The organism is Actinophytocola sp. KF-1 (genome assembly GCF_054661535.1).
Genome location: NZ_BAAFVK010000010.1, coordinates 351,594 through 375,843, shown reverse-complemented (window position 1 = coordinate 375,843; position 24,250 = coordinate 351,594). Strand labels below are relative to the sequence as shown.

Below are 24,250 nucleotides of genomic sequence, written 5' to 3'. Positions count from 1 at the left end.
TCCGGCGCGTCTGCGGACGGCAGTCGTTGTGTGTGGGGACCGTCGGTGGCGCGGGGACACGAAGCTCGCCTGTGGCTGGAAGTCGTTGTGTGGCACGGGATCCGCACGGTCGTGGCCGCCGCGCTGGTGATCATGGCGACGGTCACGCCGGAACGGACGAGAAAGCGCGCTGCTTCGCTCGGGATGTCCCGGGCGAAGCAGCGCGTCGTGCACAGCGCATGAACGCCGGCGGTCAGTTCTGTGGAATGCTCAACAGAAGCGTGCGGCCGAGCTCCGCGTTGCGGGGCTTGCAGAGCACGTCGTAGCGGCGGGCCACCAGTTGGCTCTGTGACACGAAGTCACGTTGCCCGCGGGTGGCGCCGTACCGGACGGCGGCGGAGGCCAGTCCGAACACGATGCCGGACACCATGCCGATCAGGATGGGCGCGAGGCCGCCGGTGGTCGAGAACAGGCTCAGCAGCAGGCCGACGAACAGGCCGAGCCAGGCGCCGGACGCTGCTCCCGCGGATAGGACCCGTCCCCAGGTCAGCCGACCGGAAACCCGCTCGACGAGCATCGGCTCCACGCCGACGATCGTGACGTCGTGCACGGGAAACTCGTTGTCGGCCAGGTGGTCGACCGCCCGCTGCGCTTCCTGGTAGGTCTCGTACGAGCCGATCGGCCATCCTTCCGGCATCGTCGGCAGGCTGTTGGTGGGTGCGAACGCTGCCGTCATCGGTGTCACCTCCAGTGGGTGTGTGTCTCACTGGGGTCAACGTCCGATGTGAAGGTTCTGTGCCCTGTCGACCGGAGTTCACAGGGGGTTCTCAGCTTGTTGGCCTCCGGCCCCCGGTGTCCAGCGTACGGGATGGGGGTGACAGTTTCGGGGCCTGAGCTGCGTGGTTGTGGACAACCAGGTGGGCTGTGGACAACCCGGTGATTGCCCGGCTGCGATGTCGGTGGTCCGCGTTACGCTGGAAATCGGGGGCCGGAGGCGTCGGCCTGTGGACAGGTTGGCTGTGGTCGGCCGATCTTGTCGGTGGTGGTCGTTACGCTGGATTCCGGGGGCCGGAGGCCGCGGGGCTGTGCGGCGGTGGTCGGTTTCGTCGGTGGCTGTTGGGTCCGCGCTGGGGTTGTTTGGGCTGTGGATGGGCTCGGTTCTGTCGGTGGTGGTTCCTGCCTTGGGTTCCCGGGGTCGAGGTGTGGGTAGGCGGTTCGGTTTCGTCAGGGATGGCCGCGGGGAGCCGAGGGCTGGAGGCTGCGGAATCTGTGGGTTCTGCGGATGTCTGTGGTGACCGTTGGGTTGGATTTCGGGGCTGTGATGGACAGCTCGGTTCCATGGGCGGTGGGGTTCTACGGGCCGGGGCGCGGTCTGTGGGTAGCGCGGATGCGGCTTGTCGGCCCGGGAGTCGTGCCAGGTTCCGAGGCAGGGAGTCGTCGGGGGCTGGGGCGCGGTTCGGGTTCTCGGTGGTGGCTGTTGCGTTGGATTTCGGCGGCTGGGGTCGCCGGGCTGGCGACAGGTGGCTCGGTTCTGTCGGTAGTGGTTCTCGAAGCTGGGTGCGGGCCGAGAGCCACGGGTCTTGGGTGCCGTGGTTCGTGGGTGGTGGCCGTTGCGTTGGGTTTCGGCGGCAAGCCGGTTCTGTGCACAGGCCATCCGGCTCGATTCGTGGGCGGGGCGTCCGATCGGGGCCGGACCTGTGGATGGGCGATCCCGTTTTGTCGGTGGTCGTCGGTACGCTGGATTACGGGGGCCGGAGGCCGCCCCCTACGGCCGCGGCCCGATCTCCACCCCGTTCTCCCGCACCGAGATTGCCTGCGCTGGACACTGATCAGCCGCGTCCAGTGCCACCTCGTTCGGTTCGATGTCCGGGTTCACCGGGTTCGCGAAGTCGTCCAGTTCGAACAGTTCCGGCGCCAGCGCGGCGCACATCCCCGACCCCAGGCACACGGCCCGGTCGACGCTCACCTGCCACGCCATCGCCGTCACCACCCCACCGGCATCGTCACCGGGCCGCGCACGATCATCTCCGTCTTCCACTCGATGTCGCCGGCCAGGTGCAGGGCCGGGAACCCCGCCAGGAGCGCCCGCAGCGCCTCCTGCAGCTCCATGCGAGCGAGCGCCGCGCCGAGGCAGTGGTGCACGCCGTGGCCGAACCCCAGATGTGCTGCCGGTGGCCGGTCGATCCGCAGCTCGTCGGCGTCGTCGAAGCGGAGGGCGTCGCGGTTGGCCGCGCCCACGGCGACCACCACCGGCTCGCCTGCGCGCACCAGCACGTCGCCGACCTGCACGTCCTCTGTCGCGTACCGCGGGAAGCCCGCTCCGGCGCCCAGTGGCACGAACCGCATCAGCTCCTCCACGGCACCTGGGATGAGCGACGGGTCGGAGCGCAGGCGGGCCAGTGCCGACGGGTGGTCCAGCAGGGTGACGACGAAGTTCGGGATCTGGCTCGCCGTCGTCTCGTGGCCGGCGACCAGGATGCCCACGCACAGGTCGACCAGTTCCAGCTCCGACAGGCGATCCTCCCGGTCGCGGGCCTCGATCAGCGCCGTCATCAGATCGTCGGCGGGCTGCGCGCGGTGCCCGGCGATCAGGCCGCGCATGTAGTCGCGCATCTCCTCGCGGCTCGCCATGAACTCGGCCGCCGTCAGGCGGGTCGTGGACAGCGCGTTGTCGCTCCACACGCGGAACTTCGGGCGGTCCGCCACCGGCACGCCCAGCAGCTCGCAGATCACCGCCACCGGCAGGGGCAGCGCGAACGCGTCGACGAGGTCGGCGGGCGGGCCGGCCTTCTTCATGTCGGCCACGAGACCGGACGCGATCGCACGGGCGCGGGGCCGCAGCTCCTCCACCCGCCGCACCGTGAACGCCTTCGCCACCAGCGTGCGCAGGCGGGTGTGCTCCGGCGGGTCCATCGACAGGATGCCGCCCGTCAGCCTGCCCGCCTGCATCCTCGGCTCGTCGCGGTCGGCGGCCATCGCACGGCTGAAGCGCTTGTCGCCCAGCACCAGCCGCGCGTCCGCGTACCTCGTCGCCAGCCACGCCGGCTCCCCGTGCGGCAGCCGCACCCGCAGCATCCCTTCCGCCTTCTGCGCCTCCCGGTACGCCTCGTGCAGGTCCAGGCTGCCGGCCTCGTTGAACGGGTAGGCGACGGTCATCGCACATCTCCCCACGTTGTAAGCACCTGCTTACACGCTACGCAGCGTGTCAAGGCGGTTACGGGGCATACCGGCTAGTGTGTCCGCTTTGGAGGTTCCGGTGAGCGAAGAGACACGGCGGCGGGACTCGGCGGCCACCCGCCAGGCGCTGCGGGACGCGGCCATCGAGCTGTTCGCCGAGCGTGGCTACGACCGGACGACCGTGCGTGACATCGCCACCCGTGCGGGTGTCAACCAGGCATTGCTGTTCCGGTACTTCGGCTCCAAAGAGGCACTGTTCGAGGACGCCACGGCCGGGCACCGGCGCGCGGAGACCGATCCGGCGAAGCTCGTCGCCGACATGCTGGACAACCTCCTGGACCCGTCGTCGGCCGCGCGCAGGGACCAGGTCCTGACCGCGCTGCTGCGCACGCTGGGCACCGACGACGAGGCCGCCGCCATCCGCGAGAAGCTGAACGCGGGCTACGCGGAAACCCTTGCCACGCTGACGGACCAGCCGCACGCGGCCCTGCGCGCCGACCTCGTGCTCGCCTGGCTGTTCGGCATCAGCCTCATGCGTGGCGTCGCCGCCACCCAGCCGCTCGCGGGCGCCGACCCGGCCGTCGTGCGGGACCTCGTGCTGCCCGCCGTCCGCGCGCTGCTCGAGAAGTCGTCGTAGCTCGAGGGTCACTCGTACGCCGCTCGACGTACGCGCGGTGCCCTCGACGGTACGACGACGGGGCCGCCGCGGTGGCCCATGCTTTGAGGCATGACCAAGAAGCTCACCATCGCCGCCATGATCGTCGGGGCTGTCGGCATCGGGATCCTCTGGGCCGCCGGTGTTCCCTTCCCCTTCTACCCGCCGCCCGGGATCCTGATCCTGCTCGCCGGCGCGTTGTTCGTCGCGCTCGCCAGGTTCCGGTGGGCACCCGCCGTCGGCGCCGCCATCGGACTGTTCATCACCGTCGGTTTCCTCGTCAGCTCAACGGGAATCGACAACCTGACGGGTGTCTACGGCACGAACATCGCGATCGGCACCGTGATCCAGGTGCTGGGCGTCGTGACGGCGTTCGTCGCCGGAACCGTTGCCACCGCGCGGAACTACGGCAAGGTCGCCGTCTGACGCTCCTCGCGGCGCCGGTAGCGGTAGCGTGTCGGGCATGCACCCCAGGCCACAGCTGACCCGACCGGAATGGCAGGACCTGTGCGGCGAGTGGGAGTTCGCCCACGACGACGACAACGCCGGTGTGCGGGCGGCGTGGTGGCGTGGCGACCGCCCGTTCGGCGCGCGGATCACCGTGCCGTTCCCGCCGGAGTCGGCGGCGAGCGGCGTGCACGACCCGGCGCCGCACCCGGTCGTCTGGTATCGCAGGACGTTCGACGCGCCCGCGGGCGACCGGGTGCTGCTGCACTTCGGCGCCGTCGACTACCGGGCCCGGGTGTGGGTGAACGGCACCGAGGTGTGCGCGCACGTCGGCGGGCACGCACCGTTCCATGTGGACATCACGCACGCGCTCGTGCCGGACGGACCCCAGGTCGTCGTCGTGCGGGCCGAGGACAGCGTCGACGACATGACGCAGCCACGCGGCAAGCAGTACTGGGAGCCCGAACCGGCCGCGATCTGGTACCACCGGACCACCGGCATCTGGCAGCCGGTGTGGCTGGAAGCCGTGCCGTCGGCGTACGTCACCGGCCTGGAGTGGGTGCCGTCGCTGGTGTCCCGCTCGGTGCGGGTGCGGGTGCGCACGGTCGGCGCGGCCGGGCTGTCGGTCCGGGTGCGGCTGTCGCTCGGAGAGCGCGTGCTCGCCGACGACCGGTACCTGGTGGACGGCCGGGACGTCGAACGCACGATCTCCCTGCCGCACGGCGACTTCCGGTGGAGCCCGGACACCCCCACGCTGATCGACGCGACCGTGTCGCTGCTGCGCGACGGCGAGGTGGTCGACGAGGTCGGCAGCTACTTCGGCCTGCGGGACGCGGAGGTGCGCGACGGCCGGTTCGTGCTCAACGGCGAACGGCTGTTCCTGCGGATGGTGCTGGCGCAGGGCTACTGGCCCGAGTCGCACCTGGCCGCGCCGTCGGCGGACGCGCTGCGGCGCGAGGTCGAGCTGATCAAGGAGCTGGGCTTCAACGGGGTCCGCGTGCACCAGAAGGTCGAGGACCCGCGGTTCCTGTACTGGTGCGACCGGCTCGGGCTCGTCGTGTGGGGCGAGATGGCGAACGCGTACGAGTACTCCACCGACGGCGTGGCCCGCTTCACCGCCGAGTGGCTCGAGGTGGTGCGCCGCGACATGAGCCACCCGTCGGTCGTGACGTGGGTGCCGGTGAACGAGAGCTGGGGCACACCCGCGCTGACGTCCGACCCGAGGCAGCGGCACTTCCTCGAGTCGCTGTACCACCTGACCCACGCCGTCGACGGCACCCGCCCGGTGATCTCCAACGACGGCTGGGAACACACGACGAGTGACATCTGGACCGTGCACGACTACAGCCCGTCGGCGGACGCGCTCGCGTCCCGGTACGGGACGCCCGAGGCCGTGGAGGGCGCGCTCCGGCGCGACTGGCCCGGCCCGCGCCGCATCATGCTGGGCGACCCCGTGCGCGGCGACCAGCCGCTGATGGTGACGGAGTTCGGCGGCCTGAGCTACACGCCCGGCGCGGGGGAGCGCTGGTTCGGCTACCGCACGGTCGCGGACGCCGACGCGCTCCTCGCCGCCTACGAACGCCTGGTCACCGCGCTGGTCGGCAGCCCGCAGGTCGCCGGCTACTGCTACACGCAGCTCACCGACACCGAGCAGGAGGTGAACGGCCTGCTCACCGAGGCGCGCGAGCACAAGGTGGACCCGGCCGAGATCCGGCGCGTCAACACCCTGCCGGCCGCGAGCGTGCCGACCGAGGAACTGCACCAGCTGATCGAGGCCGCGCACCGCCGGTCACGCGGCGAAGACGGGTAACGCGTCCGTTGGTGCAGGACAACACGGAATTGGGGGCGAACCCCGCCGGTTGACCGTAGGGTCGGTATGACCACACGGAAGGGCGGGCCATGGCGGACACGAAGGTCGTGCACAACCGCGAGCAGCTGCGGTACGAGGTGTACTCGGACGACAAGCTCGCCGGTTTCACGCAGTACTACCGGACCGGCGACCGCGTCGTGTTCACGCACACGGAGATCGACAAGGCGTTCGGCGGGCAGGGCCTCGGCAAGGTCCTCGCGTCGGAGGCCCTGGACGACGTCGTCGCGAACGGCAAGGTCATCGTGCCGATGTGCGAGTTCATCGCGGGGTACATCAAGAAGACGGACAAGTACGACGGGCACGTCCAGGCGCCGTGAGCAACCTCGAGACCAGCCCGGACGTGACGCTGTGCCACACCGAGGCGGACGACCACGCGGTGGCGGAACTGTTCACGCCCAGGGCCGTGCCACTGGGCGGGCTGCGTGCCATGCAGGTGGACCGCGTGATGCCGCAGCGCGGCCTGCCGACCGTCGGTGCGTGGTGCTTCCTGGACTCGTTCGGTCCACATGAGGCGGAGATGCGCGTGCTGCCGCACCCGCACACCGGGCTGCAGACGGTGACGTGGCCGCTCGCGGGTGAGATCCACCACCGCGACAGCCTCGGGTCCGACGTCATGGTCCGGCCCGGACAGCTGAACCTGATGACCGCCGGGCGCGGCGTGGCGCATTCGGAGTTCTCGGTGTCGTCCGGACCGTTGCAGGGGCTCCAGCTGTGGGTGGCGCTGCCCGCCGAGCGCGCGTCGATGGCGCCGGACTTCGAGCAGCACGTGTCCCTGCCCGTGTACGCGGCGGCGGGCGTGACGGCGACCGTCCTGATGGGCTCACTGGCCGACGTCACGTCCCCGGCGACGGCGCACACCCCGATCGTGGGCGCCGAGCTGGCGGTCACGGGTGCCGCCGTGCTCCCGGTGCGCCCGGACCACGAACACGCGGTGCTGGCGATCGATCCCGTGCGGGTCGCCGGGTGCGATGTGCCGCCCGGGCACCTGCTGTACCTGGGGACCGGCCGCACGGAGCTGCGGCTCGACGGGGCGGGGCGCGCACTGCTGCTGGGCGGCGAGCCTTTCCCGGACGAGCTGGTGATGTGGTGGAACTTCGTGGGGCGCAGCCATGAGGAGATCGCCACCGCCCGGGAGGACTGGCAGGCGGCGGATGTCCGGTTTGGTGCGGTGGCCGGGCATGACGGGGCTCGGATTCCGGCGCCTGACCTGCCTGGGGTGCGGCTGGCGCCGCGCAAGCGCCGCCGGTCGCACTGAGGCAGTCCCGGCGGGACGGGTTTGAGGCTTCGGGGTGCCGGGCGCTGCGCGCCCGGCCCGCGGAGCGGTCCCGAATGCCGGCGGGGGACGGCCGAGGCAGCCACCACGTCGCGCCCTCTTCAAACCAGCGAGCCAGCCCCGCGAAGGGCGAGACGTATCCAGAACGTGCGCTGGGACCCGAGAAGCCACCCGCCCCACGAATGGCACCTCAGCACACGGCTGAACGGACAACGACCGTGTCCAGGCACACGGCAAACCCCAGCGGAATTTCTCCTGCCATCGCAGGCGTAGGCCAGCGTCGACGCCGAAGCCAGAACCGCCCAGACAAGCCCGTGACCTGCGAAAACGCGTTTGTCCGCCCGCACACAGGACAGAACCTCGAGCCCCACCCGATCCCGGGGGCCACCCGCCTTGCCAGTCTACCGGTACCCACCGACATTCGGTGGGGTTCGGGGCTTGGCTGTGGACAACCGGTTGGGCTGTGGACAACTCAGCGGGTCGAGCGGAGCCACCACAGGCCGAGCAGGGGGAGGACCGCGGGCACGTACCCGTAGCCCTGCCCGTAGTCCGACCACACGGTCGCGTCCGGGAAGAGGGCCGGGACCAGCAGGGAGAGCGTGCCGACGACGAGCACGCCGACCAGCTCCACCAGGATCGACACCGTGGCGATCCGTCGCGAGGTCCGGTTGCCGCGGGCCAGGCACACCGTCGCGACGATGTACACGACCGCCGCGAAGGCGGACAGCAGGTACGCGAGCGGGGCCTGCGAGAAGTGCGTCCCCAGCTGCACCGCCGAGCGTGCGGTCGCGGCCAGGGCGAAGATCGCGTACACGGCGATCAGCAGCCTGCCGGGGCCGGAGCGGGTGCGGGCGGCGAGGTCAGACATGGGCGTCCCACACCTGGCCGAGTCGCAGGATCAGGACCGGCACGGTCAGGAGACCGACGACCATCACCGCCGGGCCCCAGCGCGTTCGTTCCAGCAGTGCCCAGAAACCCGCCAGTGGCAGCACCAGCAGCGGTGTGATCAGGTAGCCGAGGTACGCGAGCGCGTCCACCTCGCGGTCGTCGGTCGTCAGCCGCACGATGCCGGCGACCAGCTGCACCAGCAGCCCGACCTCCAGCAGCAGCACCACGCCGTACAGCCACAGCCCGTGCCACTCCCGCAGCTGGACCGGCTTGCCCGCCACGACCAGCACGGCCGCCCACACCGCGGCTGCCAGCGACACGTACGTGAGCACCGCCGCGAGGATCTCGATCACCGCGCTCCCATCAGAACTCGACTACTACGGATCGTAGGAAGTCACCACACCAGGAAACTCAGCGGGGTCGACACCAACGTCAGTCCAACGAGGACGACCAGCCAGCAGACCGCCGCAGGCAGCGGTTCCTGCTGCAACCGCTGCAGCCGTGCGACCACCGCCGCGTCCGCCATGCCCAGTGCGCCCGGGGGCGTGACCGCCGTGAACCGGTGCAGTGCGGTCGCGAGCGAACCCGGCGCCGCGCTCTGGTCGGCGCGCATCTCCACCAGCAACGCGACCGCGTCCGCCGCGAACCGGCACAGCGGGCGCAGCACCAGGAACGGCAGCAGCACCAGGTCGTGCCGCTCGCGGGCGTGGGTCTGCTCGTGCGCCAGAACGGCCGCCACCTCGTCGCGCCGGAGTGCGGCCAGCGCACCCGAGCTGAGCACGACGTGCGGCCGCCACCCGGGCACGCAGTACGCCACGGTCAGCGGGTGGTCCAGCACCAGCACCCCCGGGAGCGCGCTGTCGGAACGCGCGACCAGCGACAGGACCTGCCGGTGCCGCCGCCGTGCCCGCACCGTCGCCGCCCACCGCGACGCCACCGCGGCGACCAGCGCGGCCGCGAGAGCGCTCCCCAGCCACGGCGACACCTGGCACGCGATGCCGCCCGCGCACAGCACGACCGTCAGCGCCACCATCTGCCACAGCAGGATCCCGGTCCTCGGCGACCGCCACACCCAGCGCGCGTCCGCCAGCGGCCGGGCCGCCGCCAGGCAGACGGCCAGTGTGACCACGAGGTGGACCGACGTGGTCACTCCCGCTCGTCCCGCCGTGCCTGCGCGAGCGCCTGGCTCAGCACCTCGGCCTCCGTGCCGCTCACCGACCTGGCGAACCGGGTGAGCGCCGCGTCCCGGTCACCGGTCAGGGCCAGCGCGTCCAGCATCAGCTGCGCGACGTAGCCCTCGCGGCTGTTCTCCGGCTCGTACCGCCAGGCCCGCCCGTCGCGCTGCCGCCGGACGAAACCCTTCTTGGCCAAGCGATCCAGCACGGTCATCACCGTCGTGTACGCCAGCTCCCGCTCGGCGAGCGCGCTCGCCACGTCGCGCACGGCCGCCGGCGTGCCGCGGTCCCACAGGACCTCCATCACGGCACGCTCCAGCTCGCCGAGGCTGCTGACCATGGCCCGATCGTAGGCTCCGGCCAGGACCGGTCTGCCCGGCCTCCCCGAACGGAGTCCGTCAGCCGAGTGCGTCGAGGGCGCGGAGCGCGCTCTCCCGTTCCAGCACCATCGCGTCCGCGACCGCCTGCGTCGCCGCGTGCGCCACCGACGACGCCCCCGACTTCGCGACCGTCGCCGACTCCGTCAGGTGCGCCCTGGTCAGCTTCGTGAACTGGGCGTCGAAGTCCGGGGCCGCGGCGAGCGCGGTCAGCTCCGCCTCCGTCGGCATCCCCGGCATGTCGTGCCCCGCGTGGTTGTCGACGTACGCGACACCGGCGTCGTCGAGGATGCCGCGCAGGCGCGCCGCCTCCGCTCTGCGTGCCGACGCCAGCGTGCCCGCGAGTTCGCGCAGACCGGCCGACTTGGCTCGGTCCGCACCCAGGTCCAGGAGCTTCACGGCCTGGCCGTCGGTGGCGATGACCAGTTCCGCGAAGGCCACGGCGGTCGCGTCGAGAGCGCTCTGCGAGCCGCTGCTCGACGCGACCGCCTGGGGACCGGCCTGCGGTGCAGGGTTCCGGGCCGGTGCCGTGCCCTGCCCGCCGCACGCCGTGAGGAGTGCGGCGGACAGGAGCGGGATCAGAGCGGCCGACCGTCGTGGCCGCACTTGATCACCGGGTTGATGCAGTCCCGCACGCGGCGCTCCATCTCCGCCGGTGGCCAGACGTTGAAGAAGTCGCCGTGGAACGTTCGCCCGTCACCGGACGACAGCCGCAGGCCCGACGGGTCGCCGCTGACGGGGTACCGCAGCACCATCCGCAGCTTCGGCACCGGGACCGGGTGCGACGACGGGCAGTTGCCCGCCACCGGGTACGCCATGTGGGACTTGTGGTCCGGCGAGTCCAGCGTGGTGCCGTTCCAGCACTGCGGGAAGTCCAGGTAGGTCTCCAGTTGCGTGCCGGCCGGACAGGTCACGAAGTTCTTCGACGGGGCGACGTGCCCGGCGTGCAGGCACGACCAGCGGGCGATCGAGTCGGCGTCGCCGGTGGCCTTCGCGTTGCCCGCGACGATCTTCAGCCCGTACGGCGTCGGCCGGATCGCGGCCGGGTTGTTCACGCCTTCGCCCAGGTAGTAGAAGGTGATGCCGGTCGGCACCACCGGCTGGTTGTTCTGGTAGAGGGTCGGCACCCAGTACGACGAGATGTCCACGGCCGGGTCGCAGTTGCCGGTGGCGCCGGCCAGCTGCTGGTGGGTCGTGGTGTTCGCGTTCGTCGCGTGGTTGCCGAAGAAGTCGTGTGAGTGGGACGCGCCGGGCAGGTTCGGCAGCACGATGGGGTCGTCCGGCAGCCGGTGGCTCAGCCGGCAGTCGGCCGGGAACTCCGCGACCCGGATGACGGCCTGCGCCTGCTCCGGGTCGCCGGTGATGCCGCCGCTCGCGACCACGCCGGCCGCCGCGACGGCCGCGAGGCCGAGCGTGAGCCATCTGATTCGTCTCTTCGCCATTGAAGACAAACTCCCTCGACGTTTCCTGCAGGGGAACGAGAGAGCGCTCTCACGAACGAGGATGACCGGGGTCACACTCGCCGGTCAACGATTTTGTTCTGCCCAGGAACAAATGACCCCTTTTGGCCTAGCCGCTGCCGCCCAACGGCCCTCAGTCTTGACAGGTTTCGTCCGGATCGCCACGCTCTGTCCTTGGGAGAGCGCTCTCACGCCTCTATTCCCTCCCTGTTCCACGCCGACGGTTCGCGACCGGACGCGCCCCCGTCGCGTGCAAAGGAGCACGCATGAGATTTCGTCGTTTCTTCTCGTCGGGGGTGGTCGCGGCACTCGCGGTCACCCTGCTCAACGTTCCGTCGCCCGCCACGGCGGCGGGCGCGCTCGTCTCGCAGGGCAAACCGGTCACGGCGTCGTCGACCGAGAACGCGGCGGCGTTCCCGGCGACCGCCGCGGTCGACGGCAACACCGGCACCCGGTGGTCCAGCCAGTTCAGCGACCCGCAGTGGCTGCAGGTCGACCTCGGCGGGACCTACGCCGTCGACGAGGTCCGCGTCAACTGGGAGGCCGCCTACGCGCGCGGCTTCTCGGTGCAGATCTCCGCGAACGCCAGCACGTGGTCCACTGTGTACACCACGGCCACGGGAACCGGTGGTGTGCAGGCACTTCCGGTGACCGGCACCGGTCGCTACGTCCGGCTCAACCTGACCACGCGCGCCACGCAGTGGGGCTACTCGCTGTGGGAGTTCCAGGTGTTCGGCACGCAGGGCGGCGGCCCGGTCGAGAACGGCCTGCTGTCGTACAACAAGCCGGCGACGGCGTCGACGTTCCAGAACGACGGCGCGTGCTCGGGCTGCGTGCCCGGGCGTGCGACCGACTTCGACCCGGCCACCCGCTGGGCGACCAGTGCGACGAACGGCTGGGTCGACCCGGGCTGGATCACGGTCGACCTCGGCGCGCCCGCGACGGTCACCAAGGTCGTCCTGCAATGGGATCCGGCGTACGCGACGGCCTACCAGATCCAGGTGTCGAACGACAACGCCTCGTGGACGACGATCTATCAGACCAACGCGGGCCGCGGCTTCAAGGAGACGTTGACCGTGAACGGCACCGGCCGGTACGTCCGGATGTACGGCACCGCGCGCTCCAACGGGTACGGCTACTCGCTGTGGGAGTTCCAGGTCTACGGCACCGGCGGCAACCCGACACCGCCGCCGGCCCTGCCGACGCCGGACTTCACGCGGCTCGCGTGGAGCGACGAGTTCAACGGCCCCAACGGGTCCACACCGGACCCTGCCAAGTGGACACCCGAGGTCGGCCCGGGTGTCAACAACGAGCTGCAGTACTACACGAACAACAACAACGCGCGCATGGACGGCACGGGCAACCTCGTGATCCAGGCGCGCCGCGAGGTGACGCCCGGGTCGTCGTGCCCGCCGGACCCGTTGTCCGGTGGGAGCACCACGTGCCAGTACACGTCGGGGCGGTTGAACACGTCCGGCAAGTTCGACTTCACGTACGGGCGCGTGGAGGCGCGCATCCGGGTGTCGAGCGGGCAGGGGTTGTGGCCAGCGTTCTGGTTGCTGGGCAGCAACTTCTTCCAGGGACGGCCGTGGCCGGCGTGCGGTGAGATCGACATCCTGGAGCACGTCGGCAAGGAGCCGAACAACGTGTACTCGACGCTGCACGCGCCCGCGTACTTCGGCGCGGGCGGGTACGGCTCGCCGCTGAACCTCGGCACGGCGGCGAACGCGGCGTTCCACGTGTTCGCCGTCGAGTGGGGGCCCGCGCAGATGCGGTTCTTCGTGGACGGCAACAACTTCTTCACCGTCAACAAGGACACGCTGGATTCGACCCGCGGACCCTGGGTCTACGACCACCCGTTCTTCATCATCCTGAACAACGCGGTGGGCGGTGACTGGCCCGGGCCGCCGAACGCGAGCACGCAGTTCCCGCAGAACATGGTGATCGACTACGTGCGGGTGTATCGGTGATCGTTCCCGGGGCCGTCCGTTCGGGCGGCCCCGGGACGTTGTCCACAGGTGGGGTGGTTGTCCACAGGCAAGATCGACATCCGTCCCCCTGTCGGTGGTCACCGGTAGACTGGACAGCGGGGTGCCCCCGGGAGTGGTGGGGGCTGCCGTATGTACTGGGTGGACGTGTTTTCGCTGGTCAGTGCCGTTGTGGCGGTTTGTGTTCCCGGGTTTGGTGGTGTGCCTTGCCTGGGTTTTTCCCTCCGGGGGGTCCTCGCCGGACGGGCTGGTCTCCGGGATGGCGGGGGTTTGGTCTCGGGTTGGGTTGGCAAGGACTGGTGTCCGTGGCTGCCTGCCATCCCGTCGACCTCCCGGAGGGCTATCACACCGCGTCAAGGGGGCCCGGGGATTTGGGTGCGGGGTTGGGTCGTGCTTCGGGCCCCCTTGACACGGTGTGATCGGGCTTCGCCAGGTCGACGGGATGGCAGGCAGGCAGTCCTCTGCTGGTGGGCTTGCGCCCTTGTCTCGGGCGGGCTTTGGCTCGCGGGCTGTTCGGGGTTTGAGAGCTGCTTCCCGCGGCGAGCGAGGTGTTTGAAGTTGTTCGATTTCGTCGTTGATTGTTTGCCGGGAACCGCGTTAAGTGGGTGGGCGGCAACCTATGAAGGAGGACGACGATGTCTTTCGACAGGCGAACCTTGATGCGGGGAGCGGCCGTCGCCGGGTTGGCGGGGCTGGCGTTACCCGGGGTGGCGGCCGCGGCAGGGCTTGAGTTCCGGATCCGCCACCAATACCGGCCGTTCGACCTGATCGCACCTCGGTTCGTGCAGTACGACGCGCCCGCGCGGACCGGTGCGGTCGCCACCGGGATCCGGCCGGTGGCGCCGTTCTGCACCGTGCTCACGCGCTCGTCCGGCACCGTCGCCGCGGGGCTTGTCGGGGACGGGACCGCCGTGCTCGGCCGGTACTCCGCCGGTGCGGCGACCATCGAGGTGACCGTCGGCGGGAGCACCACCGTGGTCGCGTCCGCGGCGGTCGACCTGCCCGCCGGCGCCGGGTTCGCGGTCGTGGTCAACGAGAACGCGGTCACCGTGCTCGCCGACACCGGCTCGGGGTGGCAACCGCTGCTCACCAACCGCGACGGGGTCCGGGCGCTGATCGACCTGCGCGACCCGCGGGTGCTGGGGCGGCTCAGTTACGGGTACGAGGGCGCCACGGGGCGGGTTCGTGCCGGGTACTACGGGCAGGCCGGGGTGCGGGACCCGCACGTCGTGCAGTACGCCGACGGGCGCCCCTACATCCGCGACGGCAAGCTCTACCTCACGCTCACCAACGCCGGTCTCGGGTTCTTCCAGCAGGCGCACTGGGGTGTGTGGACCCTCGACCTCGCCAACCCGACGCGGTTGACCCAGGTGGCGCAACTGTTCTTCGCCCGCGACGGGGTCGTGCTCGGCGACCACGCGGGCCAGATCGTGATCGACGGCGACGAGTTCGTGCTCGCCATGTCCTCCTGGGGCGACTTCGACTTCGCCGGGGTGCACGTCCGGTACGTGCGGACCAGGGCCAACGTGCTGTCGGGCGTGCACGTGCTGCCCACGCGACGGATGCCGCTGCCGACCAGCGTCAGCTCGTGGGACCCGGCCATGACCCGCATCGACGGGCAGTGGCACGTCGCGTTCGTCGAGAGCCCGGCGCAGTCACCCGCGTTCGTCTTCCACCCGGCGCTGGCACGCGGGCGGTCGCTGGAGAGCCTGTCGCTCGTGGGCGCCGACCTGACGCTGGACCAGACCGAGGGCACGATCATCCAGCGGATCCACGGGCGGTGGTACGTGCTCGCCAGCGACGGCGACGCGCGCGTGTACCGCACGTACGACCTCGCCATGCGTCCACAAGGGACGCTCAACGCGCCGTACGGCACGAACATCCCGCACCCCATGGTCTTCCAGTACCGCCACCGGTACTGGATGGTCACCTTCGAGGGCACCCAGTTCGCGGAACCCGTGCTCGGCTACGGCACCCACGGCGACTTCATCGTGATGACGGAGTAGGGAACCGGCCGTGCAGGCGTGCGAGTTTCAGGCTCAGGTGCAACTGCAGGCGGTCGTGGCCGTCCTTGAGGTTCGTGCCGGTCAACGACTCCACGCGCTGCAGGCGGTAGTAGAGCGACGTGCGGTGGAGGCGTAGCGCGGTCGACGTCTCCACCGCACTGCCCGCGAGATCCAGGTACGTCTCCAGCGTCGCCAGCAGCGGCACGTGTTCCGGCGACGCCAGCAACGCCCCCACCCCGGGGTGGATCGCGTCGGCGGGCACGTGCGCCAGCATCCGGTACACGCCCAGCGACGACCACGTGGCGACCGGGCCGAACGACGGCACCCGCTCCGCCACCACCGACGCGTGCAGCGCCTCGGCGTACGACGCGGCCGCCTGCGCCAACGACGGTCTCGGGTCGCCGACGCCCACCACCGCGTGCGGGAACAGCGCAGGCACCTCGGCGAGCGCCACCCGGCCCGCGCACAGCAGCACCCCGTGGTCCGCGCGGAGCAGGTGGCGGGACGGGAACCGCTGCCGTGCCACCAGCAGCCCCGACTCGAGGGTGTCGCGGGGGCCGCGCACCACCAGCACGGTCACCGGCAGCGGTGGGAAACCGCTCTCCTCGACGAGCACCTGCGCGCCCGTCGGGTCGTCGCCGAGCAGCACGCCGGACACCGCCGCCAGTTCCCGCTGGGTGGTCAGGTCCGCGGCCAGCGCCTCGTGCAGCAGGGTGACGGCCAGGTCCGCCGCCACCACCGTCGCCTCCGCCACGGCCTCGTCGGGCATCGGTGGTTCGTCGATCAGCCACAGGAAACCCAGCAGCCGGTCCCGGTGCCGGACCGGGACGCACACCCGAGGGAGGACGTCGCCGGACGCCGGGATGCGCAGGGGGCCGCGTGCCTCGAAGATGCCCGCGGCGCGGAAGTGCTGGCGCACCTCGTCGGCCGTGTGGCGGCGGAGGATCGAGTCGCGCCGGACGTCGTCCATCGGGCCGTTCTGGGTGCTGTACGCCAGCACGCTCTGCGCGTGGTCCTCCAGCAGCACGGGACGGCCGATGCGGTGCGCAAGATCGTCGACGGCAGGTTGCGGGTGCATGCGACCTCCCCTTTTCGACACATGTCGGATCGTGCGCAGGACGTTCCCTACATCGGATCGATGATGTGGGTCAAGTGCGCGGCTAGCGTCCCCGTGTGTGACTCGTCGCCCTGCCCTCGTGGTGACCGCCCTGTTCTCCGCCGCCGCACTGACCGCCGGCATGACCGCCGGGCCCGCGCTCGCCGCACCGCCCGCCGGACCGGCCCATCCCTGGCAGTTCGACCACTGGCCGCAACGGCAGCCGTGGCAACAGACCGACGACACCTCGGCCCGCGTCGCCGCCGCCCAGAGCGGCTTCCCGGCGCCGATCGACCCCCAGGACTGGGTCAACCCCGACCACATGACCTGGGAGAAGGACTACACGAAGGTCCCCGGCACCAACTGGGCCGACCCGTCGGTCAAGGGGTCGGTGCGGACCTTCAAGGGCGCGCTGGTCCTCCTGGACTACCCGAACCAGCCGTTCGTCGTGACGCAGCCGCAGGGTTCGACGGTGTTCGCGAACCCGAGCAGCGAGGCGCACGACATCCCCGAGGACCAGGTCGCGCAGTTCTACCAGGACTTCCTCAACAAGCCGAACGAACTCAACCGCGGCCACACCATCCACGAGTACTGGATGGAGGACTCCGGCGGCCGCTACGGCGTCGACCTCACCGCCTTCGGCCCGTACACGATGCCGGGCAAGGACCACGAGTACGCCATGGAGTTCCAGGCGGGCGCCGCCTGCCCGGCCGGGGACAACTGCAACCGCAACATCCGGACCGACGGGCGGGCCGCGTGGGTCGCGGACCAGGGCGCCGAGGTGCCCGCGGGCTTCGACTTCGTGTTCTTCCTCTCCGCGGGCCAGGACGAGTCCTCGACCTGGCAGGAGTTCGGCATGATGAAGTTCGCGACGCCGGAGGACGTGACCGACGAGTTCGGCCCGCCGGACCCCGCGCTGCCCAACTGGTCGCCGACCCGCTACGTCGACTGGACCTCCTGGGCGTCCGGTTCGACCATCTGGCCCAACGCGGGCGGTGGTTCGTCGACGCAGGCCGAGAGCTCCGGCATGGGCGTGTACGCGCACGAGTTCAGCCACATCCTCGGCATCGGTGACAACTACAACAACCCCTACGGCAACCCGCCGCGCCGCGCGTACACCGGCATCTGGGAGATGCTGTCGCGTGGTTCGTTCAACGGGCCGGGCGGTCCGCACAGCCGGTGGATGATCCCGCCGACCGGCGGCGGTTCCATGGGTGCGCAGCACATGCTGCGCAACAAGATCAAGCTCAACATGGTCGACGAGCAGAACGTGCTGCGCCTGTCCCGTGCCGCGCTCGCCGACTCCGGCATGGTGATCGCGAAGATCACCGCACGGACCGTCCAGCCGGGACCGACCGGGCTGTCCGGGGTCAACATCCAGATGGAGGGCGGCGACCTCGCGCCGCCGTGCGACACGAGCACCGACCCGTTCTGCGACGGCCGCGGCTACCAGAACTACACGGTCGAGGTCGTGGACCGGATGGGCGCCGACTCGTTCACGCCGGACGCGGGCGTGCTGCTCGCCAAGACCAAGGACCAGGACCGCGCGCCGTTCGAGTGGGTCATCGACGCCAACCCGCAGGACATCGGGATGACCGACTACGTCCTCCCGGACGGCACCGAGGTGCCCATCACGATCGGCGACTACCGGCAGCTGTCCGACGCGTTGTTCCACGCGGGCACGAACTCCGGCAGCGAGTACGAGTACGTCGACGAGGCCAACCGGCTGCACTTCTACGTGCTGGACGTCAAGCGTGACCGCGCCGGCGCGCTGTCCTACACGGTCGCGATCCGCTCGCTCGACGGCGCCGGCCCGCAGAAGCGCGGCGTGAAGGTGCTGCCGACGCTCGGCCTCCCCGACCGCGACGGGCTCGCCACCTGTGAGTTCCCGCTGTTCAACACCGGTCGCAACGCCGCGCCCGCCGGGACGCACCCCGAGGACGTGTCGAAGTACACCGGCGGCGACGTGTACCGCGTGTCCGCGTCGGTCGCGGGCGGCGGCTGGGAGGTCGCGGTGCCGAACGCGCTGACGACGGCGGACTTCGGCGCCTACGTGAAGGTTCCGGTGTACGCGAAGAAGACCGGCAGCGGTCCGATCGCCACACAGGTGACGCTCACGGCGACGTCCGAGAGCGACCCGGCGAAGAAGGCCACCGCGCGCTGCACGGTGATCGGCCGATGAGGGGGCGGGCGGCGCTGGCCGCACTGGCGGTGGCCGCCGCGGTCGTGGCCGCGCCGCCCGCTGCCGCCGCCGCGCCGGGCGACGCGACGGTCGTGCCCGTGCAGGTGACCGGCGACCCGGCGAAGCGGTTCAACCTCGTCGTCATGGGCGACGGGTACACGGCCGCCGAGATGCCGGAGTTCCGCGCGCACCTGGACAAGCACCTGAACGTGCTGTGGACGATCGAGCCGTTCAAGTCCTACCGCAGCTACGTCAACGTCTACGCGGTGGAGATCACCTCCGCCGAGTCCGGTGTGGACTGTGATCCGGGGCTGGCCTCCGGCACCGTCGACACGCCGCTCGGCATGGGTTTCTGGGGCGGCTGCAACCCGAACAGCGTGCAGCGGCTGCTGACCGTCAACGGGACCGCCGCCAACCGGTACGCGGACCTGGTGCCGGGCACCACGCGCGGGAACCGGCAGCTGCTCGCGCTCGGCAACAGCGACACCTACGGCGGCGCGGGCGGCGCGAACGCCACCGCGTCGGGCGGCAACGCCATGTCCGCGCTGATCACCCCGCACGAGCTGGGGCACTCGCTCGGCGGGCTGCAGGACGAGTACGACTACTACGCGCGTGGCGAGCGGGGCGCCCCGTACGCGGGTGGGGAACCGTCGTCGTCGCACCACACGCTGCTGACCGAGCAGGAGATGCTGGCGCAGCACAAGAAGTGGTGGCGCTGGCTCGGCGAGACCAGCGAGTCCGGCGGCCCGATCGGCCGCTACGAAGGCGGTCTGTACTCGGGCACGGGTGTGTGGCGGCCCGCGGCGCACTCGATGATGAAGACGCTCGGCTACTACTTCGACCAGATCAGCCGCGAGCAGATGACGCAGCGGATCTCGGCGAAGACGAACATCCTCGCCGACGGTGTGCCCGCGGGCCGGGTGGGCGCGGACCGCGTGCTGTGGGTCGAGACGATGTACCCGGTCTCGCACCAGCTCGACGTCATGTGGACCGTCGACGGCGTGGTCGCCGCGACCGGCACGCGCAACTTCGACCCGTCCGGCCTCGCGCCCGGCGTGCACGAGGTGACCGCGACCGTCACGGACCCGACCTCCTTCGTCCGGGATCCGGCCATCCGCGGGTCGGCCGCGCTGACCCAGCGTCGCACGTGGACGGTCGACACGGCGCTGACCACGCCGGACGTGCCCGCGCCCGCGGCGTTCACCGGCTCGACGCCGACGACCCGCGCGGTCGGCGGCACCGACGTGGTGTACGCGGAGGCCACGCACCCGACGTCGGCGGTGCACGCGATCACGTGGCGCCTCGACGGCACCGTGCTCGACACCGGCGACAACGACCGCGCCGTGGACCTGGCCCGGTCGGGGTTGACGGGCACGCACACGCTGACCGCGACCGTGGGGACGGACGTGCGCACGTGGACGGTCGACGCGACCGGCCCGAGCGCGGCGTACGCGCTGTCGGAACCGCTGCTGTCCGGCGGTTCCTCGTACGTCTACAACGGACCGTTCACGATGGACCTGGACGGCGCCGACGACACCCCGGGCTACGTCGTGCGCGAGTTCCGCACCGACGGCGACGGCTGGTTCAACTACTTCGGGTGGCCGACCGACCCGGACGCGCCGTTCCTGTTCACCCCGCAGGGCACGGAGATCGACGACCTCGTGTACGGGAAGCTCGGCGTGCCACGGCTTTCACCGTGGGACGAGGTGCCGACCAACTACGGGACGCACACCGTCGAGTACCGCGCGATCGACCCGAGCGGCAACGTCGGCCCGTCGTCGGCGTTCGACGTGACGCTGCTGCGGCCACCACCCGCGTGCACGACGACCGTGACCGGACGGGTGGGCCCGCTGGTCGTGCGGACCGGCGTGACGTGCCTCGACGGCGCGACGGTGACCGGTCCGGTGACGGTGACGAGCGGCGGCGCGCTGGTCGCCACGAACGCGACGATCAACGGCCCGCTGAGCGCGACCGGGACCGTGGTGTCCTTCCACAGCACGGTGGCCGGCCCGCTGGCGGTCACCGGTGTGCGGGGCGAGGTCCAGGTGCTCGGCGGCGTGGTCCGCGGCCCGGTGACGTTGACCGGCAACCGTGCTCCCGTCGTCGCGGGGGTCACGGTCGCGGGACCGCTGACCTGCACCGCGAACACGACGGCACCGGACGACCTCGGGATCGCGAACACCGTGGGAGGCCCGTCGACAGGCCAGTGCTGACACTGCTGTCACCAAAACCGATCCGCGTTCACGCCGTGCCCGTGCGGTAGCGTGCGGCCACCGCCGGGCAACCTCGTGGCTTTCCGAGGCGTCATACCGGTCAGGAACGTAGATCAGGTCTGGGGGCCGCGTTGAAGCTCGTCCATGTCGGGTCATTGCTGTCCGTGCTCGCGGTGTCGGTCGCGTGCAGCACCACGGAGGCGGCCGCGCCGCTGCCCGCGCTTGCCGACCGCGGCACCGTGATGACCACGGTGACGCCCGCGAAACAGGACCTGACCAACTCGGTCAGCCTCGCGGGCACGGTCACCATGAGCCCGGTGTTCGGGGTGGTCGCGCCGGTCGGCGGGGAGATGCGGTTCCTCGACGTCGACCCGCCCGAGAGCACGCCGACGGAACCGGTGCGCGTCGGTTCCGTGTGGGCCGACGGGGAACCGCACTGGGTGGAGGTGCCCGCCGGGGCGACGTTCGCGGGGCGGCTCGTCGACGACAAGGCGTCGGTCGCCGCCGGGATGCCCGTGGTGTCGGCGAAGCTCGCCGGGTACGGGATCGTCGCGGAGATCGACAGTGACAAGGCGTACCAGATCGCCGACGGGCTCACCCAGGTGCGCGGGCAGATCAAGAACGGGCCGGGGCCGTTCCCGTGCGGGGTGCGCGGCACGATCGCCGCGTTGCCCGCCGGGACCGTGCCCGCGCCGCCGCCCGCGGACCCGGAGCCGCCCGCCGGCGAGAAGCCCGGGGAGAGCGCGCTCCCACCGTCGCCGGAGGAGGAGAAGGGGCAGGAGACCGAACCACAGCCGTCCGGTTCCGAGGCCTCCGGGCTGCGGCTGGTGTGCACGGCGCCCTCGGGCACCAAGCTGATCAACGGTGCGGCCGTGACGCTGGAGATCGTCACCCAGACCGCGGCCGACGCGCTCGTCGTGCCGGTCGAGGCCGTCGCGGGCGGGCAGGGCAAGGGGCAGGTCGAGGTGGTGGCGGACGACGGCACCAGGAAGATCGTCGACGTCGTGCTCGGGCTCACCGACGGCAAGGTCGTGCAGATCAAGTCCGGGCTGACCGGCACGGAGAAGCTGGCCGTGCCGGGTCCGAACCTGGCGCCCGCGGCCGACGAGAACGCGAATCCGGGTGGCAAGTGAGCGAGCCGCTGATCCGGATCACCGGACTGACGAAGACGTTGACCGGCCAGGAGGAACCGCGCACCATCCTCGCCGGCGTCGACCTGACCCTCCACAGTGGAGAGAGCATCGCGGTGCTCGGGCGGTCCGGGTCCGGCAAGAGCACGCTGCTCTCCCTCATCGGCCTGTTCGACCGGCCGGACGCGGGGCGGTACCTGCTGGGGGACCGGGACATCACGCGCATCCCGGAACGGAAGGCCGCCGCGCTGCGCAGTGCCGAGTTCGGGTTCGTGTTCCAGCGGTTCTTCCTGCTCAAACACCTGACCGCGGCGCAGAACGTCGCGATGGCGCTGGTCAACGGCCAGGGCTGGCTGCCGCGCCGCAAACGCAAGGCCAAGGCCCTCGCGGCGCTGGAGATGATGGGCATCGGGCACCTCGCGAAGCACAAGCCGCCGCGGCTGTCCGGCGGTGAGCAGCAGCGGGTCGCGATCGCCCGCGCGCTCGTGCGGGAACCGAAGGTCCTGCTCGCCGACGAGCCGACCGGCGCGCTGGACACCGACACGGGCAACCTCGTGGTCGAGGCGCTGCGCTCCGCGACCGACCGCGGCTGCGGGCTCATCCTCGTCACCCACGACCACGACCACGCCGCGAAGATGCAGCGCGTCCTGCACCTCGACCACGGCGTGCTGGTGCCGGCGGAGGTGCGAGCGTGATCCGGTTCTCCGGGCGGTTCCGGTCCGCGCTGATCATCGGCGGGCAGGGCATCCGGGCCCGCAAGCTGCGCACGTTCCTGTCGATGATCAGCCTGTTCCTCGGCGTGCTCGGGGTCGTCGCCGCGCAGGCGGGTCAGGTGATCGCCTACCGCGCGCTGGTCGCCTCGACCGAGCTGTCCATGGGCGTCGACGGCACGCAGCAGATCCACGTGCAGTCGAGCCAGAACGCGGGCGAGCTCGTGATGGCGGCGGTGGCGGGCCGCGACGACGTGGTGGCGCTGCTCGGGACCAACGCGATCATCGGCGAGCCGAAGGTGCGGCCCATCAACGAGGGCGGCGCGCCGCTGGACGGCAGCGGTGGCGGCTGGGCTCCCCCGATGAGCTGCGACGCGCAGGGCAACTGCGTCGATCCCAACGAGGGCAAGCCGTCCGGGCAGGCCATCGAGCTGCGGGTGGTGGCGCTGACCGGGGACGTCCGGCAGTTCCGGCCGCTCCACGTCCGATCAGGACAGTGGCTGGACTTCGACGGCGCGCCGTCCATGGCGCCGAGGCTCGTGCTGAACACGGCCGCCGCCAAGGGTTTCACGAGGTACCAGGTGCCCGCGGAGATGCGGTTCGATGGCGCGACCGCGAACTCGACGCCGCGGATCACCGGCGTGGTCGACGACGGCAACAGCAACCCGCAGGCCTACGTGCGGTCCGACGAGCTGCTGAACTGGATGCCGGTCGACGTGCTCACCAACCCGCTGTTCGGCACCCCGGAACTGCTGGCCGCCCCGACCGCGACGGACTTCGTCGACACGCTGCGCAGGAAGATCGAGGCGCTCGGCGAGGGCAGCACGTTGTACGTCAACACGATCCGCGCCGAGGACATGATGCCGGGCGAGATCCAGATGATGCGCTGGGTGTTCCTCGGCGTGTCGATCCTGGTGCTGCTCATCGGATCCGCGGGCATCCTGAACGTGGGCCTCGCGACGGTCGGGGAGCGCATCGAGGAGTTCGCGCTGCGCAGGGCCGTCGGCACGCCGAGGCTGCTGCTGGCGGGCATCGTGCTGGCCGAGACGTTGCTGACCGGCCTGCTGACGGCGGTGGCGGCCATCGGCGCGGGCGTCGCGGGGCTGGCGGCGGCGGGCAGGCTGTTCGGCGACCGGCACCCGATGCTCGACAACGTGACGTTCCCGTGGGAGGCCGGGGTTGCCGGGGTCGCGGCGGGCCTGATCGCGGGCGTGCTGGGCGGTCTGGTCCCGGCGGCGCGGGCGGCACGGATCCCGATCGCGACCGTCATGCGAGCCTAGCGTCGTACTCCCTGGCGACCTTCTTGGGCACGCACATGCGCCATGCGTCGGTGACCAGCTCCCGCAGTTCCTCCTCGTCGATGGCGGCGAGGTCGACGTGGATCCAGTTGTACCGCTGGTCGCCGACGCTCGGCATGGCGAACTTGTGCGGCTCGGCCTCGATGGCGGCTTCCCGTTCCTCCTTGGGGAAGCCGCAGCCCATGGTCAGCTCGTCGCGGGACAGCGCGACGTAGACGATCCGGCCCACGTTGAACTTCACCCGGTCCCGGACCAGGCGCTCGACCGTGCGGGGCAGGCTGGTCGCGATCGCACGTACGTCGTCGGCGGTCACCATGGTTGCCATT

General features: G+C 71.0%; 24 protein-coding genes. 13 read left to right on the top strand and 11 right to left on the bottom strand.

Annotation, left to right across the window (positions count from 1 at the left end; genetic code table 11):
• Positions 1-87: 87 nt before the first annotated feature.
• A complete protein-coding gene (locus ACYQ77_RS29880; RefSeq protein WP_459716994.1) occupies positions 88-222 on the top strand; it encodes a hypothetical protein in 135 nt (44 codons plus the stop codon).
• Positions 223-232: 10 nt separating this feature from the next.
• Here ACYQ77_RS29880 and ACYQ77_RS29875 read toward each other — a convergent pair whose 3' ends face one another.
• From ACYQ77_RS29875 to ACYQ77_RS29865, 3 genes are all read right to left on the bottom strand, one after another.
• Entirely contained in the window at positions 233-715 is a 483-nt protein-coding gene (locus ACYQ77_RS29875; RefSeq protein ID WP_459716993.1) for a YflT domain-containing protein, read from the bottom strand.
• A 1,029-nt stretch (positions 716-1,744) separates the two neighbouring features.
• Entirely contained in the window at positions 1,745-1,957 is a 213-nt protein-coding gene (locus ACYQ77_RS29870) for a ferredoxin (RefSeq protein ID WP_459716991.1), read from the bottom strand.
• A gap of 5 nt (positions 1,958-1,962) precedes the next feature.
• Positions 1,963-3,135 (bottom strand): cytochrome P450, encoded by a 1,173-nt coding sequence (locus tag ACYQ77_RS29865; protein WP_459716990.1) that lies wholly within the window; start codon positions 3,133-3,135, stop codon positions 1,963-1,965.
• 100 nt (positions 3,136-3,235) lie between these two features.
• Here ACYQ77_RS29865 and ACYQ77_RS29860 point away from each other — a divergent pair, with 100 nt between their 5' ends.
• From ACYQ77_RS29860 to ACYQ77_RS29840, 5 genes are all read left to right on the top strand, one after another.
• Complete coding sequence (locus ACYQ77_RS29860) at positions 3,236-3,793, top strand: TetR/AcrR family transcriptional regulator (RefSeq protein WP_459716988.1); 558 nt, start codon at positions 3,236-3,238, stop codon at positions 3,791-3,793.
• Between the two features lie 90 nt (positions 3,794-3,883).
• Complete coding sequence (locus ACYQ77_RS29855; RefSeq protein ID WP_459716986.1) at positions 3,884-4,237, top strand: hypothetical protein; 354 nt, start codon at positions 3,884-3,886, stop codon at positions 4,235-4,237.
• A 37-nt stretch (positions 4,238-4,274) separates the two neighbouring features.
• The gene (locus ACYQ77_RS29850) at positions 4,275-6,068 is read left to right on the top strand and encodes a glycoside hydrolase family 2 protein (RefSeq protein ID WP_459716984.1); all 1,794 of its coding nucleotides are present in this window, start codon (positions 4,275-4,277) and stop codon (positions 6,066-6,068) included.
• An 89-nt stretch (positions 6,069-6,157) separates the two neighbouring features.
• Entirely contained in the window at positions 6,158-6,445 is a 288-nt protein-coding gene (locus tag ACYQ77_RS29845; protein WP_459716983.1) for a GNAT family N-acetyltransferase, read from the top strand.
• A complete protein-coding gene (locus ACYQ77_RS29840; RefSeq protein WP_459716981.1) occupies positions 6,442-7,383 on the top strand; it encodes a pirin family protein in 942 nt (313 codons plus the stop codon). The genes ACYQ77_RS29845 and ACYQ77_RS29840 overlap by 4 nt, the downstream gene beginning before the upstream one ends.
• A gap of 490 nt (positions 7,384-7,873) precedes the next feature.
• On the opposite strand, the gene ACYQ77_RS29835 is transcribed toward ACYQ77_RS29840, so the two are convergent.
• The 6 genes from ACYQ77_RS29835 to ACYQ77_RS29810 are packed head-to-tail and all read right to left on the bottom strand — an operon-like array spanning position 7,874 to position 11,283.
• Positions 7,874-8,269: a hypothetical protein gene (locus tag ACYQ77_RS29835; protein ID WP_459716979.1), complete on the bottom strand. Its 396-nt coding sequence runs from the start codon at positions 8,267-8,269 to the stop codon at positions 7,874-7,876.
• Positions 8,262-8,642, bottom strand: a complete 381-nt coding sequence (locus tag ACYQ77_RS29830; RefSeq protein WP_459716978.1) for a hypothetical protein — start codon at positions 8,640-8,642, stop codon at positions 8,262-8,264. Before ACYQ77_RS29830 ends, ACYQ77_RS29835 begins: the two co-directional genes overlap by 8 nt.
• A gap of 41 nt (positions 8,643-8,683) precedes the next feature.
• The gene (locus tag ACYQ77_RS29825) at positions 8,684-9,439 is read right to left on the bottom strand and encodes a M56 family metallopeptidase (protein ID WP_459716976.1); all 756 of its coding nucleotides are present in this window, start codon (positions 9,437-9,439) and stop codon (positions 8,684-8,686) included.
• Positions 9,436-9,804: a BlaI/MecI/CopY family transcriptional regulator gene (locus ACYQ77_RS29820; protein ID WP_459716974.1), complete on the bottom strand. Its 369-nt coding sequence runs from the start codon at positions 9,802-9,804 to the stop codon at positions 9,436-9,438. The genes ACYQ77_RS29825 and ACYQ77_RS29820 overlap by 4 nt, the downstream gene beginning before the upstream one ends.
• A 58-nt stretch (positions 9,805-9,862) precedes the next feature.
• Complete coding sequence (locus tag ACYQ77_RS29815; protein ID WP_459716973.1) at positions 9,863-10,447, bottom strand: DUF305 domain-containing protein; 585 nt, start codon at positions 10,445-10,447, stop codon at positions 9,863-9,865.
• Entirely contained in the window at positions 10,420-11,283 is an 864-nt protein-coding gene (locus ACYQ77_RS29810; RefSeq protein WP_459716971.1) for a DUF1996 domain-containing protein, read from the bottom strand. Before ACYQ77_RS29810 ends, ACYQ77_RS29815 begins: the two co-directional genes overlap by 28 nt.
• 284 nt (positions 11,284-11,567) lie before the next feature.
• Here ACYQ77_RS29810 and ACYQ77_RS29805 point away from each other — a divergent pair, with 284 nt between their 5' ends.
• Positions 11,568-13,271: a discoidin domain-containing protein gene (locus tag ACYQ77_RS29805; RefSeq protein ID WP_459716969.1), complete on the top strand. Its 1,704-nt coding sequence runs from the start codon at positions 11,568-11,570 to the stop codon at positions 13,269-13,271.
• Between the two features lie 653 nt (positions 13,272-13,924).
• On the top strand, positions 13,925-15,295 hold the full coding sequence (locus tag ACYQ77_RS29800) for a hypothetical protein (RefSeq protein ID WP_459716967.1): 1,371 nt from the start codon (positions 13,925-13,927) through the stop codon (positions 15,293-15,295).
• Here ACYQ77_RS29800 and ACYQ77_RS29795 read toward each other — a convergent pair.
• Positions 15,276-16,373: a PucR family transcriptional regulator gene (locus tag ACYQ77_RS29795; RefSeq protein WP_459716965.1), complete on the bottom strand. Its 1,098-nt coding sequence runs from the start codon at positions 16,371-16,373 to the stop codon at positions 15,276-15,278. The genes ACYQ77_RS29800 and ACYQ77_RS29795 overlap by 20 nt on opposite strands.
• A 340-nt stretch (positions 16,374-16,713) precedes the next feature.
• Between ACYQ77_RS29795 and ACYQ77_RS29790 the strand changes: the two genes are divergently transcribed.
• The 5 genes from ACYQ77_RS29790 (at position 16,714) to ACYQ77_RS29770 (ending at position 23,906) form a co-directional block, all read left to right on the top strand.
• Positions 16,714-18,573, top strand: coding sequence for a M6 family metalloprotease domain-containing protein (locus tag ACYQ77_RS29790; RefSeq protein ID WP_459717043.1), 1,860 nt, complete (start codon positions 16,714-16,716; stop codon positions 18,571-18,573).
• Positions 18,570-20,786 (top strand): M64 family metallopeptidase, encoded by a 2,217-nt coding sequence (locus ACYQ77_RS29785; protein WP_459716963.1) that lies wholly within the window; start codon positions 18,570-18,572, stop codon positions 20,784-20,786. The genes ACYQ77_RS29790 and ACYQ77_RS29785 overlap by 4 nt, the downstream gene beginning before the upstream one ends.
• 131 nt (positions 20,787-20,917) lie before the next feature.
• Complete coding sequence (locus ACYQ77_RS29780; protein ID WP_459716961.1) at positions 20,918-21,919, top strand: efflux RND transporter periplasmic adaptor subunit; 1,002 nt, start codon at positions 20,918-20,920, stop codon at positions 21,917-21,919.
• Positions 21,916-22,611, top strand: coding sequence for an ABC transporter ATP-binding protein (locus tag ACYQ77_RS29775; protein ID WP_459716960.1), 696 nt, complete (start codon positions 21,916-21,918; stop codon positions 22,609-22,611). The genes ACYQ77_RS29780 and ACYQ77_RS29775 overlap by 4 nt, the downstream gene beginning before the upstream one ends.
• Positions 22,608-23,906 (top strand): ABC transporter permease, encoded by a 1,299-nt coding sequence (locus ACYQ77_RS29770; protein ID WP_459716958.1) that lies wholly within the window; start codon positions 22,608-22,610, stop codon positions 23,904-23,906. Before ACYQ77_RS29775 ends, ACYQ77_RS29770 begins: the two co-directional genes overlap by 4 nt.
• On the opposite strand, the gene ACYQ77_RS29765 is transcribed toward ACYQ77_RS29770, so the two are convergent.
• The gene (locus ACYQ77_RS29765; protein WP_459716956.1) at positions 23,893-24,240 is read right to left on the bottom strand and encodes an MmcQ/YjbR family DNA-binding protein; all 348 of its coding nucleotides are present in this window, start codon (positions 24,238-24,240) and stop codon (positions 23,893-23,895) included. The two genes, ACYQ77_RS29770 and ACYQ77_RS29765, sit on opposite strands and share 14 nt — an antisense overlap.
• Positions 24,241-24,250: the final 10 nt, after the last annotated feature.